This window comes from Gottfriedia sp. NPDC057948, assembly GCF_042887255.1.
Lineage (GTDB): Bacteria > Bacillota > Bacilli > Bacillales > Bacillaceae_G > Gottfriedia.
On the sequence record NZ_JBHVPN010000001.1, the window covers coordinates 108,080 to 121,538 of the forward strand.

Genomic DNA, 13,459 nt, shown 5'->3' on the forward strand with positions numbered 1-13,459 from the left:
GTGAAAAGTAGTGATTCGGACATTTTATTGAATCATAAAATTAAGTATCTAATAGAATCTTTTTTTCGTTCGAACCTTTTTTTAAATCTCGAATATTGTTTAAATGGATTAAAAAATTTACTCTATTTTCCGACCGGTATTAGGATTTATAAATCATAATAGCTGCGTTTATTTCTATTTTAATAAAGCTGCTACTTTTTTCATTTATTGACATAACTTAACTATTTTATAACTATGCAAAAATTAAAAAAACGTATGGACAAATATTGATAAGTTACAAACTTTTTTTGAGGATTAACGCACCTATTTTTAAAAACAATAATACGATATAGAATTAACTTTAATTTTATAGGGAAATAGCCCAGAAAGGAGAAAATAACATGTGCGGTATAACTGGGTGGGCAGATTTTCAAAAGGATTTATCCAATGTAAATTCAGTCACAAAAAAAATGGCTGAAACATTGTCTAAACGAGGGCCGGATGATACGAATATTTGGACGTCGAATCATTGTAGTTTTGGCCACAAAAGATTAGTTGTAGTTGATCCGGTAGGTGGAAAACAACCGATGCGTAAGACGAAAGGTAACTCCACGTACACGCTTTGCTACAATGGTGAGTTATATAATACTGAGGATATTAGAAAAGAACTTTTAAAAAGAGGCTATACGTTTCAAGGGCATTCAGATACAGAGGTACTACTTACAAGCTATATTGAGTGGAAGGAAGCTTGTGTAGACAAATTTAATGGAATATTTGCTTTTGCAATCTGGGATGAAGAAAAGGAAAGTCTATTCATTGCAAGAGACCGTTTAGGTGTTAAACCTCTATTTTATAAAGAGGACTATAAAAGATTATTATTCGCTTCAGAAGTAAAGGCAATTTTAGCAAATCCTGGTGTAAAGGCTGAATTAACTGAAGAAGGGCTCTCAGAAGTATTTGGACTTGGTCCTTCTCGTACGCCAGGAAATGGTGTTTTTGATGGAATTAAAGAACTCCGTGGTGGTCATGCTATGACATTCTCAAGAAATGGACTTAAAATATGGAAATATTGGGATGTTAAAAGCGATATACACACAGACTCAGTTGATGAAACGATTGAAAAAGTACGTTTTTATGTTGAAGATGCAATCGTAAGACAATTGGTTTCCGATGTGCCTTTATGTACTTTTTTATCAGGTGGAGTTGATTCTAGTACGATTACAGCAATCGCTGCTAATCATTATGCTAAAGAAGGAAAAGGGCAATTAACCACATATTCAATCGATTATGAGGAAAATGATAAATATTTTACATCAAGTGTATTCCAACCTAATTCAGATCAACCTTGGATTGAGTTAATGTCTTCAACATTTAATACAAATCATCAAAGATGTATCATTACAAACGAAGAACTGGTTCAATATTTAGATGAGGCAACAGAGTGTCGTGATCTTCCAGGAATGGCAGATGTCGATTCTTCATTATTATGGTTTTGTCAAAAAATTAAACAGAACTTTGTAGTAGGTTTATCAGGAGAATGTGCTGATGAAATCTTTGGTGGATATCCATGGTTTCACCGAGAAGATGATTTGAACAGACCAGCGTTTCCTTGGATGAGATCAACAGAACTACGTCAAAAACTTTTAAAAGACGATTGGAGTAAGAAGCTGAATTTAGCTCAGTACGTTCAAGATCGATACAACGAGACTGTAAAAGAAACGCCAATCCTTGAAGGAGAAAGTCCATTAGAAGCTAAAAGAAGACAACTGTTTTATTTAAATCGTCAATGGTTTATGTCACAATTATTAGATCGAAAAGATCGGATGAGTATGGGAGCGAGCCTTGAAGTGCGTGTTCCTTTTGCAGATCACCGACTTGTTGAATATGTATGGAATATCCCTTGGGAGCTTAAAATGTATGGCGACCGTGAAAAAGGCATTTTAAGAAAGTCTCTTGAAGGTCTGTTACCAGATGATATCTTATACCGCAAAAAAAGCCCGTATCCAAAGACGCATAACCCAGTATATACAAAATTAGTTGTTCAAAAATTAAAAGAAGCATTAAAAGATAAAAGCTCAGCTCTTTACGAGTTTCTTGATAAAGAGCAATTAAATAGTTTAGTTGAAAGTGAAGGAAGAGCATTTCAAGTTCCATGGTACGGACAATTAATGTCTGGACCTCAATTACTAGCTCATTTATATCAAATTCATGTTTGGTTTAAAAAATTCAATATTAATGTGAAAGCTTAAAGTATAGGGGTGATCTTTTTCACCTCTTTTTTTTGTCTGTTTAAATAGCAGAGTGGAACTGCAAATAAAAAGCTTGAAAGTGCAAATAAAAGAGGAGAGATGCAATAAATGCCCGTAACTGCAAATAAACATTCATTTCCTTTAGTCTTTTATAAGATTTTAATGGATATAGCAAGAAACAGATTGGAAGCAAGCGGCTATATTAAAAATCAACGCTCTTTTTACAAAAAAACTTATATTCAATAAAAATTTTGGTCACCATTCACATCTACAAAATCCTTGGATTTGCTGTTACTCAAATGAAAATTGTGAACTAACAAATAAAAAACCTAGCCTTATAGAACGACTAGGTTTTAAAATCTAATAATCATTTTGTAATGCGTCTCTTCCTTCTTCGCCAGTACGAATTTTTATCGCGTTTTCAATAGGGTATACAAATATTTTTCCATCCCCAGGTTTTCCTGTTTTTAACACTCTTTTTGCTTCATCGATTACAGCTTGAACAGGTACGTCACATACCACTATTTCAACTTTTATTTTTTCATGTAAATTGATTGTTCGTTTTTTTCCTCGATACACTTCCGTATAGCCTGATTGCATTCCGCATCCTAAAACGTTCGTTACGGTCATTCCTGTGATTCCTACCTTTGAAAGTGCATTTTTTAAAACATCAAATTTATCTGGTCGTGTAATGATTTCAATTTTCGTTAATTTTGCAGTCATTTTTTTCCCTCCTTAAATACTTGCGTCGTGATATGCTTTTTCTCCGTGTATGCTTAAGTCAAGGCCGAGGTTTTCTTCCTCTTGATCAACTCGAATACGGATGAAAAAGCCTATAATTTTCACAATTAAAAAGGTAATAATTCCTGCGAAAAGATAGGTTGCACAGATGGCGAGTAGTTGTTTCCAAAGAAGTGATATGTCACCGTAAAAAAGTCCGTTTGCACCTGCACTATTTACTGATTTTGTGGCGAATAATCCTGTTGCAATAGCTCCCCATGTTCCACCGATTCCATGACAACCGAATGCGTCTAAAGCATCGTCATATCCAAATTTGTATTTTAAGTATGTTACTGCTAAAAAGCATATGATTCCACCTAAAAATCCAATCACGATTGATGAGAGAGGTGTGACGAATCCACAAGCAGGTGTAATTGCAACTAATCCAGCTACGGCACCGCTAACGCCACCTAAGATAGTAGGTTTTTTATTTACGTACCATTCCACTAGAACCCAAGCAACTGAAGCTGCAGCTGCTGCAGTGTTTGTATTTATGAATGCAGTTAAAGCCACATCATTTAATGTTAAAGCACTACCAACATTAAATCCGAACCACCCAAACCATAATAGTCCAGCGCCTAATACAGTTAGTGGTAAATGATGAGGTGATGTAGATCCGAAATCTCGTCTTTTGCCAAGAAGTAGAGCCAGAACCAAACCTGAAACACCGGAGGAAATATGGACAACTGTTCCACCAGCGAAGTCTAAAGCACCTAGATTACGAAGCCAACCATCCACGCCCCAAACCCAGTGAGCTAATGGATCGTAAACAAATGTTGTCCATAAAAGAGTAAATAATAGAAATGCTGAAAATTTCATGCGCTCAGCGAAGGCACCTGAAATAAGTGCAGGAGTTAAAATTGCAAACATTAGCTGGAACATCATGAAAAGATTATGAGGAACTGTTGCGCTGTAGTTATCATTTGGAGTAAAACCAACATCCTTTAATGCTGCCCAAGAAAAGTTACCAATCAAATGATGAAAATCAGGACCGAATGCTAAAGAGTAACCAATTAACACCCACTGGATTGATACGATTGCCATAGCAGAATAGCTATGCATTGTAGTACTTAATACGTTTTTGCTTTTAACCATACCGCCGTAAAAAAGTGCCAAACCAGGTGTCATAATCATGACTAAAACAGTTGAAATAAAAAGAAATACACTATCCGCAGCTTGAATACCGTTCATCTTCATTCCCCATTTCTTTAATGTTAGTTTTTATAACATTAAATGTTATATAAGTTATCATATTCAGAATATATGCAAAATTCAATATAAATTTCACGAAATCGCCAAAAAAATATATAAAATTATTATGAAAACGCTAACATATAACTAATTTGTTAGAAAATCTAACATAACGTAAATGAGTGAATAAAAATACAGACCCACGTAAATGAGTCTGTATTTGAAAGTGTGATGTCAGGACAACAGCCTTAATTAAATAAATTTGTATCTTCTACTTGCAAGATTAAAAAGTCGGTCCCTAGTAGATCAACACCAATTGAATCAGATTCAGTTGCAAACTGTTCGCCATTCCATACATTTGTAATTCTTTTCTTACCTAAATTTATTGGTACTTTAACTGACTGTTTTTCGCTTGAGTTATTAATGATGATAAAAAAATGAAAATGATTATTCTTTCTTTCATACATAACAATGTCGGGCTGTTCCGCTTGTACCCAATTAAACTCACCGTCATTTTCTAAAACTGAGTATTTTTTTCTTATTGAAATCAATTTTTTTATTGAATCAAAGATACTTAAATTATATTTTGATTTGTCCCAAAGCATACAGCTTCGGCATTCGGGGTCATTTCCACCTTGTAGACCAATTTCATCTCCGTAATAGATACATGGAGTTCCAAAGAAAGTAAATAAAAAGACGTATAATAGTATCACTCGTTTTTCATTTTGATTACATTGTGTCAGTATTCTTGGTGTATCATGTGAACCTAATACATTGAAGAGCGCTTTGATTACAGGTAATGGATATTGGGCTATTAAATCGTTAATCGAATATTGAAATTGTATCTTTGAAATTGATTGATACCCGAAATAAGCAAAAAGCGATTTCATTAGAGGATAATTCATAACAGAATCGAATTCGTCACCTCTTAACCATGGAATTGCATGGTGCCAAATCTCACCTACAATAAATAAATCCTTTTTTAATTCCTTCATTTTTTTATTAAATAGTTTCCAAAAATAATGATCGATTTCGTTTGCTACATCTAAACGCCAACCATCTATATTAAATTCTTTGATCCAATAAGAACCTACTTCTAATAAAAAATTTTGTACTTCTTTATTTTCAGTATTTAGTTTTGGCATTTCCTTTACAAAAGAAAAAGTTTCATACGCTGCATTGTTTTGTTCATCTTTAAAAAAGTGAAACCACTCATAAAAGGCGGATTCCCTTCCGTTTTGCAAAGCATCCTGAAAGGGAGGAAAGGATGCACTTGTGTGGTTAAATACTGCATCAAGCATTACTCGAATATTATTTTCATGACATTTTTCGATTAATGTTTTTAATACTTTTTCATCTCCAAAAGTAGGATCTATTCTAAAATAATTGATTGTATTATATTTATGATTTGAATTTGCTTCAAAAATAGGAGTTAAATAAATTCCGGATATTCCTAAATTTTTAAGATAATCTATTTTTTGAATAACACCTTCTAAATCACCACCAAAATAGCTTGAACTAGTTGGTAGAGTAGGGCCCCAGGGAGTCGAATTGATAGGATTATTTTTGTTATTTCCACTAGCAAATCGATCGGGGAAAATTTGATACCAAATCGTATCATGAATCCAACTCGGAGGTGATATTAAATTATTTTTATGAAGAAACGGCAATGTAAAACAGTTTGAATGATCGTTAGGGTTAAAATTGTTTGAAAATCCGCCCTCACCATAAAATAGAGAATCTTGTTCATTTTTTAAAAGAAATTGATATTTCATTCGTTTATTTGGAGGGATTACATTTACTTCCCAGTAGTCAAATAGTTCAGTGGAAAATGCAAGATACATGGAGAGTGATGATTCAATTTGCCAACCTGATTCATTAAATTTAAATGGATCTCCGAAATAAAAAATAATTTCTGTACAATCACCTTTTTTTGTTCGTATTCTTAAACGATAGGTTTTATCATCTATTGAAAAAGCATATTGATCATATGGCTGATGATATATTGATTCAATTTGCATGATCCCACCCTTTATTTTTTAGTATAATTTTATTATGAATGTCTTTAAGGAATTAACTTGCTATCTAATTTTGTAACAGTATAATTAAATAGTGTGTGCAATCGCTTCCATTTTTATGAAATTTAATTTAACATTTGAAATTCATTGTAATATTTTGCAAAATAATGTAGAGAGTGAAATTTTTGTACATGCGAGTGTCTTGCAGGGGGAGAAAAAATGAGGCGATTTGGTTTTTTAATACTAGTGTCTGTACTATTTTTTAGTACGTTACCAAGTATTGGTTTTGCAGAAAAAAATACAACTGATCTAAGAAAAGAAATGATTTATCGAATTTTAATTGATCGTTTTTTTGATGGTAATCCTATGAATGATAAAAATACAGACCCGAAAGATTTAAATAAATCTCAGGGTGGGGATTTAGATGGTATTACCCAAAAATTAGATTATCTTAAGGATTTTGGATATAATGCTATTTCTATTTCACCTATTTTTGAAAATGACGCAAATTCTTATGATGGATTCTCAGTCGTTAATTTTAGAAAAATTGATCCAAGGTTCGGAACAAATAAAGAACTTAAGAAGTTAGTTAAAGAAGCGCATAAACGTAATATAAAAGTTTATATTGATTTTGTTACAAATAATGCTTCGCCAAATAATGAACTTGCTAAAAAAACGGATTGGTTTAATCCTGAAAATAGTACAAGTTCAGAAAAGAAATGGATAAATGGGTTACTTGATTTTAATCAAGAAAATAATGAAGTAGCTAATTACTTAATTGAAACAGCTAAGTATTGGATGGATCAAGCTAATTTTGACGGATATAATTTACAAGAAGTAAATAATGTACCTGTTTCATTTTGGGAATCATTTAACAAAGAAATAAAAAAGAAAAATCCAAATTTCATTTTATTTGCTGATTTAAATGCTTCAAGTGATATAGATCTAAATAAATATAAAAATTTAGATTTTAATGGAATTTATAATGTTGATTCAGTTCCTGATTTAGCAAATACGTTTTCTTCACAAAATCAATCATTAACTGACATAATGAAGCAACAAGCAGATTTAAGTAAGCAGTTAGGTTCGACATTAATGATTAACTATTTAGATGATGAAATGACTAAGCGTTTTGTTTCAATAGCTCTTTCAAAAGGGCAGTATCCACCTTCAAGATTAAAGTTAGCCCTTGCATATTTATTTACAACACCGGGGATTCCGTTGACGTATTATGGGACAGAAATTGCACTAAATGGTGGAAGCATCCCTGATAATCGAAAAGGAATGGATTTCCGTACTGATGAAGATTTTTCAAAATATATTAAAAAGCTGACTGAATTAAGAAGAACTTTACCATCACTTTCTGATGGTGATTTTGATGTACTTTATGATGATTCTAAAGGTATGACTTTAATTAAGAGACATTATAATGATGAAACTACGATCGTTGCAATAAATAATACTTCCCTTGATCAAAAGGTTCATGTAGATTTTGATGTTGTTAAAAAGTCTAATGAATTAAGAGGGATGTTAAGTGATGATTTGGTTCGTCCAAATAAAAAAGGATTTGATATAGTCCTTAAAAGAGAATCTTCAAATGTTTATGCAGTTGCACCTAAAACTAGTTTAAACATTGGAGTGATTATTGCAATTCCATCTATTTTTGTGGCGTTTATCATCTTTTTATGGTTTGCAAGAAGACGTAATAATGAAGAGAAATAAATACTAGTTAGCTGAGCTTAGAATACTTGAGAAGATTACTGTCTTATTTAGTATTCTAAGCAAATTTTATAAAGATTTAATCCACTAGATTCCATTATAAAAACGGGACATCGACTTGTGAAGGAAGATGTGGATTGTATCAAGAATCAATAATCTTTTAAATAGAGTCTACATCTAAAGAAGAAATGATAACGTTTACATTCATTCGTAAATAAGGGGAATTAAAATGACTATTACAATTAAGGATGTTGCGAAGAAAGCGAATGTAGCGCCTTCAACGGTGTCTCGAGTTATCTCAAACAACCCAAGAATTAGTGAAAAAACAAAAAGAAAAGTTAGAAAAGTAATGGATGAACTAAATTATCATCCAAATTTAAATGCAAGGTCATTGGCTAATCGATCAACGAAATCAATTGGATTAGTTTTGCCACCAGCATTAGATACATCATTTCATAATCCTTTTTTTGCAGAAGTAATTAGAGGTGTTACAGCGTATTCGAATCAAAAAGATTACTCTCTTTATTTTATTACAGGAAACAACGAAGAAGAGGTTGAACAAACTGTGATTAAAACAATTAGAGGTAGAAGAGTAGATGGAATTATTCTCCTTTACTCTAAGGAAAATGATAAGATTATTGATTATTTGAACGAAAATAACTTTCCTTTTGTATTAGTAGGGAAGCCTTATCATTCAATTGATGATATAACATATATTGATAACGATAATTATGCTGCTGCTAGAGATGTAACGAATTATTTAATTGATCATGGACATCGACAAATTGCGTTTGTTGGAGGAGATAGTAGTCTTCTTGTAACTCAAAACCGTTTACGCGGATTCCAAGATACAATGCAATTAAACGGACTTTCAGTAAATAAAGAAGAAATTATCTTTACATCATTTACGAGAGACGGTGGAAGAAAAGCAGTAAATCAATTGCTTGAACTAAAGGAGCTTCCGACTGCGATTGTTGTAACTGATGATGTATTAGCATTAGGAATTATAAGTGTATTAAGCGAACATAACATTTCAGTCCCAAATAATCTTTCAATTATTAGCTTTAATAATGCAATTTTTGCAGAATTAGCAAATCCACCATTAACATCAGTAGATATTAATATTTATCAATTAGGCAATGAAGCAGCAAAAAATATTATTTCAAAAATTGAAGAACCAGATGGTACTGAAAAAAGTATTATCGTTCCATATAAAATAGTAGTCCGTGGCACATGTGTAAAGAATGAAAGATTAACCTTAGTTAGTAGCTAATTTAATTTATAAAAGTTAAAAAAGAGGATGATTCGTTTCATCCTCTTTTAAATATGTATATACTTATCGGTAATTTAAAAATTGAATATCAACAGATAAATCTGCACCTTTTACAGCAGCGATAATTGCTTGTAAATCATCTCTACTTTTTGCAGTCACACGGATTTGATCATCTTGAATTTGTGATTTTACTTTTAATCCACTATTTTTAATGATTGTATTGATCTTTTTTGCATTATCTTTATCTATACCTTGAACTAATTTAGCTCTTTGTCTTACAGTACCACCCGAAGCACCTTCAACTTTACTGTAGTCTAGATTTTTAATTGGAACATTGCGTTTAATTAATTTATTAATTAATACGTCTTTTAATTGCTCTAACTTATAATCGTCATCAGAAACTAAAACTAGTTCTTCTTTTTCTAATGTGATTGAGCTTTTGCTTCCTTTAAAGTCATAGCGAGTTGCGATTTCTTTTGTAGCAAGTTGAATCGCATTCGAGACTTCTGGTAAGTCTACTTTTGAAACAATATCAAATGAACTTTCTTTAGACATAGATAGAATCCCTCCAATTCGTTAATACTTGTATTATAGTGTATGATAGTCGAAGTAACAAACTTTCATTATGCATGATATAATAATTTTTAGTTTGGAAGTTTAGAGAGGATGTAACAAAGAATGAGTTTACAAGCAGGAGAGATTGTAACTTTAGTTTGCAGTCGAGAAACAGATATTGGGTATATGCTTGTCCAAGATCAAGAAGAAGTATTTTTACATAAAAATGAGGCATCTGGTGAAGTTGAAATAGATCAAGAAGTAACTGTATTTTTATATCATGATTCTAAAGGTAGACTTTCTGCAACGATGGAAATGCCGTTCATTACAACAGAAGGATATGGATTTGCAAAAGTAGTCGATAAACTTGATGGAGTGGGTGTTTTTGTAAACATCGGCATTTCTAAAGATATTCTTTTAGAAAAAGGTGATCTTCCACCTCTTCAAGAAGTTTGGCCTGAAGCAGGCGATGAAATTTTTTGTACGTTAAAGCAAACAAACAAAGGCAGACTATTAATTAAAATTGCTACTGAGCCAGTCATGAAAGAGTTCTCTGTACCGGCTGAACCTAGTATGCTTAATAAAAATGTTACAGGAATCATTTATCGTACTTTAAGAGTGGGTTCTTATATTTTAACCGATGAACGCTTCATAGGTTTTATCCATGAATCTCAGAGAAGAACTGAACCGCGCATTGGTGAAAGAGTAAGTGGACGCATTATTGATGTTAAAGATGATGGAAGTATTAACGTATCACTTTTACCGAGGGTGCATGAAGGATTAGATCAAGAAGCAAATGACATTTATGAATATATGATGAGTCGTGGTGGGGCAATGCCTTACTGGGATAAGAGTGACGCCGAGGATATTAAAGTAAGATTTAAAATTAGTAAAGCTTCATTTAAACGAGCGATGGGTAGATTATTAAAGGAAAATAAAATCTATCAAGAAGACGGTTGGACTTACGCTAAAGAACTGTTTGAGAAGAAAGAGCAATAATTAGGTTTTGAAACCATTTCACTTGGTGAAGTGGTTTTTTGCTATTTTTTTACAATTTACAGGCATACTAAACATATGAATGTTTAGGAGGCTTGTAGGTGAGTGACAAAAAAGAATTGTTAATAAAAGTTCTTGTAGTAATATTTGGTGCATTTATGAATGCATTTGCGATGAATTGTTTTTTAATTCCCGTCAGTGTTTATTCAAGTGGTTTTTCTGGTTTAGCTCAGTTACTTACAAATTTATTAAATGATTTTACACCTTTTTCGGCTTCTACTGGTATTTTACTTGCGATATTAAATATCCCTGTCATCATTTTAGCATGGAAAAAAATAGGTCGATCTTTTACGTATTTTACGATATTAAGCGTTGGAATCACGACGTTATTTTTAGAAGTGATCCCAGTAACGCCTCTATTCTCAAAAGATATTTTACTAAACGCTGTATTCGGTGGATTAATTGTTGCAGTTGGGATTGGATATACATTAAAGTTTGGTGCTTCAACAGGTGGATTAGATATAGTAGCACTAGTATTATCTCGTTCGAAAGGAAAACCAGTTGGTACATACTTTTTCCTGTTTAATGCGTTAATTATTTTAACAGCGGGCTATATTTATGGAATGGAGAAAGCACTTTATACATTAATTAACTTATACGTAACGTCTAGATTAATTGATGCAATTCATACTAGTCATATTAAAGTAACTGCCTTTATTGTAACAACAAAAGGTGATGAGTTGCGTAAAGAAATCCATTCGAAGCTAGTGCGAGGAATTACTGCGATCAATGCAAAAGGTGCCTTTACGAATCAAGATAAACAAATTTTAATGATGGTACTATCACGGTATGAGTTATATCATCTATCAAAAGTCATTAAATCAGTTGATGAAAAGGCGTTTACAAATATTGTTCAAACAATTGATGTGTTTGGAGAATTCAGGAAGTTTTAGGTATTAATGATGATAAGAGCTTTGGAGATTAAATATTAGCTGCAGTTAAAGCGTTACAAAAAGAAATGCGGAATCGTTTTTGATGTGTTGTTGGTGAGTAGACTTGGGATTTGATATTTTAATAAATTTAGTTAATGCTCCTATTCAATAAAAATAATTGTTTGAATAGGAGCATTAACATTTAATTATTAATTTTATTTATCATTATTTTTAAAAACGCTAGTAATTTAAATACAATATTATAACTAATATAAAAATCTTTCCAGTAATGCTGGAATGATCCTTTTTTTTTGTTTAGATTTTGTATAATTTCAATCATTATGCAAAAAAATATTCCCCAAAAACTTCACCCAATTTGTGAGGGTAGTTGGCTTTTGTTTGGAAAAGTTTTAAAATTGTTAAAACCTCTAAAAACACTTATATAATAGTGTTTTTAGAGGTTCTTTTAAAATATTTACATCGGTTAAATATTCTTAATAATAAGGCTTTTTCAAGTTTAGAAAGTTCTTATTGTCTTTCAGAAAGATTTAAATATACTTAAACTAATGGATGAAATTCTACATGTTTTTTGAATCGTTAAAACGTGTTAAATATTAAAGATGATCGACACTTTTAGAAAAAGATTTCTTACCAGCTTGTGCATTTTTGCTTTCTTGTGCATTTTTCTTTTCTCTTATAGCGTTATTATCTTTTGCTTTTTTGTCATTATCACTTGTAGGCATATTTAAGCTCCTTTATAAAAAATGATAATGTTAGGTTTGCCTTTATCACTTTAATTATGTATGAGTGTTCGTTTTACATTGGCTTTTGTTTAACAAGTAAGATGTTTTTACAGAGGCAATTTTTTAATATAGAGAGAAGTTTTATTTTTTTGAGGAGGAAGCAGAGTTGGTGGAAAGAAATAAAGAGCTTTTATTTAAGCTGGTTGTAGTAATAATTGGTGGTTTCTTAAATGCGTTTGCAATGAATTGTTTTTTAATCCCTGCTAATGTTTATTCAAGTGGTTTTGCAGGTCTAGCGCAGTTGCTTTCAAATATTATTACTGACTACACTCCGTTTACTGCAACGACGGGGATTCTTTTAGCGTTATTAAATATTCCTGTTATCGTCTTAGCATGGAAAAAAGTTGGACGTTCCTTTACGTTTTTTAGTTTCTTTAGTGTAGGGATCATGACATTATTTTTGGAAATCTTACCTGTTAAACCGATTTTTTCTGATGATATTCTTCTTAATGCAGTTTTTGGTGGTTTAATTGCTGCGATCGGAATTGGAATGACATTAAAATTTGGTGGATCTACAGGTGGGTTAGATATTATCGCCTTAGTTCTTTCAAAATCAAAAGGGAAACCGGTTGGAACCTATTTCTTTTTGTTTAATGCAATTATTATCATTACAGCTGGCCAGCTATATGGAATGGAAAAAGCTCTTTATACTTTAATCAATTTATATGTTACTACTCGTGTGATCGATAGTGTTCATACAAGTCATGTTAAGCTAACGGCAATGATTGTCACCACAAAAGGTGAAGAGCTTAGAAAAGAAATTCATGCGAAACTTGTCCGAGGAATTACACAAATGAATGCAACTGGAGCATTTACTAAACAAGATAAAGATATTTTAATGATTGTTTTATCTCGTTATGAATTATATGATTTGGAAAGAATTATAAAAAGAGTAGATCCAAAAGCTTTTACGAATGTGGTACAAACCGTTGATGTTTTAGGTGAATTTAGAAAGATTTAAATA

Annotated in this window: 11 protein-coding genes; 6 read left to right on the forward strand and 5 right to left on the reverse strand. The window is 31.9% G+C overall.

The features are described 5' to 3' along the window. The first annotated feature begins 380 nt into the window (after positions 1–380). Positions 381–2,228, forward strand: coding sequence for an asparagine synthase (glutamine-hydrolyzing) (gene asnB, locus ACFVRR_RS00515; protein WP_387323579.1), 1,848 nt, complete (start codon positions 381–383; stop codon positions 2,226–2,228). 360 nt (positions 2,229–2,588) lie between these two features. Here asnB and ACFVRR_RS00520 read toward each other — a convergent pair whose 3' ends face one another. The 3 genes from ACFVRR_RS00520 to ACFVRR_RS00530 all read right to left on the reverse strand — a co-directional run bounded on the left by ACFVRR_RS00520 (position 2,589) and on the right by ACFVRR_RS00530 (position 6,220). Continuing rightward, positions 2,589–2,951, reverse strand: coding sequence for a P-II family nitrogen regulator (locus tag ACFVRR_RS00520; protein ID WP_387323582.1), 363 nt, complete (start codon positions 2,949–2,951; stop codon positions 2,589–2,591). A gap of 12 nt (positions 2,952–2,963) precedes the next feature. Further along, positions 2,964–4,190, reverse strand: a complete 1,227-nt coding sequence (locus ACFVRR_RS00525; protein ID WP_387324884.1) for an ammonium transporter — start codon at positions 4,188–4,190, stop codon at positions 2,964–2,966. Positions 4,191–4,447: 257 nt separating this feature from the next. Beyond that, positions 4,448–6,220: a glycoside hydrolase family 13 protein gene (locus ACFVRR_RS00530; RefSeq protein ID WP_387323585.1), complete on the reverse strand. Its 1,773-nt coding sequence runs from the start codon at positions 6,218–6,220 to the stop codon at positions 4,448–4,450. 216 nt (positions 6,221–6,436) lie between these two features. Here ACFVRR_RS00530 and ACFVRR_RS00535 point away from each other — a divergent pair, with 216 nt between their 5' ends. Continuing rightward, positions 6,437–7,939 (forward strand): alpha-amylase family glycosyl hydrolase, encoded by a 1,503-nt coding sequence (locus ACFVRR_RS00535; protein ID WP_387323588.1) that lies wholly within the window; start codon positions 6,437–6,439, stop codon positions 7,937–7,939. Between the two features lie 226 nt (positions 7,940–8,165). Next, positions 8,166–9,209: a LacI family DNA-binding transcriptional regulator gene (locus ACFVRR_RS00540; protein ID WP_387323591.1), complete on the forward strand. Its 1,044-nt coding sequence runs from the start codon at positions 8,166–8,168 to the stop codon at positions 9,207–9,209. 63 nt (positions 9,210–9,272) lie between these two features. Here the strand turns inward: ACFVRR_RS00540 and ACFVRR_RS00545 are convergent, their stop codons facing one another. Beyond that, the gene (locus tag ACFVRR_RS00545) at positions 9,273–9,764 is read right to left on the reverse strand and encodes a YajQ family cyclic di-GMP-binding protein (protein ID WP_387323594.1); all 492 of its coding nucleotides are present in this window, start codon (positions 9,762–9,764) and stop codon (positions 9,273–9,275) included. Positions 9,765–9,887: 123 nt separating this feature from the next. On the opposite strand from ACFVRR_RS00545, the gene ACFVRR_RS00550 reads away from it, so the two are divergent. Beyond that, positions 9,888–10,763: a CvfB family protein gene (locus tag ACFVRR_RS00550; protein ID WP_098233222.1), complete on the forward strand. Its 876-nt coding sequence runs from the start codon at positions 9,888–9,890 to the stop codon at positions 10,761–10,763. 98 nt (positions 10,764–10,861) lie between these two features. Further along, the gene (locus tag ACFVRR_RS00555; RefSeq protein WP_335489124.1) at positions 10,862–11,713 is read left to right on the forward strand and encodes a YitT family protein; all 852 of its coding nucleotides are present in this window, start codon (positions 10,862–10,864) and stop codon (positions 11,711–11,713) included. Positions 11,714–12,306: 593 nt separating this feature from the next. Here ACFVRR_RS00555 and ACFVRR_RS00560 read toward each other — a convergent pair. Further along, on the reverse strand, positions 12,307–12,435 hold the full coding sequence (locus ACFVRR_RS00560; protein WP_097973689.1) for a DUF3941 domain-containing protein: 129 nt from the start codon (positions 12,433–12,435) through the stop codon (positions 12,307–12,309). 169 nt (positions 12,436–12,604) lie between these two features. Between ACFVRR_RS00560 and ACFVRR_RS00565 the strand changes: the two genes are divergently transcribed. After that, on the forward strand, positions 12,605–13,456 hold the full coding sequence (locus ACFVRR_RS00565) for a YitT family protein (RefSeq protein WP_335479183.1): 852 nt from the start codon (positions 12,605–12,607) through the stop codon (positions 13,454–13,456). Positions 13,457–13,459: the final 3 nt, after the last annotated feature.

What these genes read in the sequence shown, in the direction of transcription:
- asnB (WP_387323579.1), top strand. Translation starts at nt 381, where the DNA reads ATGTGCGGTATAACTGGGTGGGCAGATTTTCAAAAGGATTTATCCAAT.
- ACFVRR_RS00520 (WP_387323582.1), bottom strand. Translation starts at nt 2,951, where the DNA reads ATGACTGCAAAATTAACGAAAATTGAAATCATTACACGACCAGATAAA.
- ACFVRR_RS00530 (WP_387323585.1), bottom strand. Translation starts at nt 6,220, where the DNA reads ATGCAAATTGAATCAATATATCATCAGCCATATGATCAATATGCTTTT.
- ACFVRR_RS00535 (WP_387323588.1), top strand. Translation starts at nt 6,437, where the DNA reads ATGAGGCGATTTGGTTTTTTAATACTAGTGTCTGTACTATTTTTTAGT.
- ACFVRR_RS00540 (WP_387323591.1), top strand. Translation starts at nt 8,166, where the DNA reads ATGACTATTACAATTAAGGATGTTGCGAAGAAAGCGAATGTAGCGCCT.
- ACFVRR_RS00545 (WP_387323594.1), bottom strand. Translation starts at nt 9,764, where the DNA reads ATGTCTAAAGAAAGTTCATTTGATATTGTTTCAAAAGTAGACTTACCA.
- ACFVRR_RS00550 (WP_098233222.1), top strand. Translation starts at nt 9,888, where the DNA reads ATGAGTTTACAAGCAGGAGAGATTGTAACTTTAGTTTGCAGTCGAGAA.
- ACFVRR_RS00560 (WP_097973689.1), bottom strand. Translation starts at nt 12,435, where the DNA reads ATGCCTACAAGTGATAATGACAAAAAAGCAAAAGATAATAACGCTATA.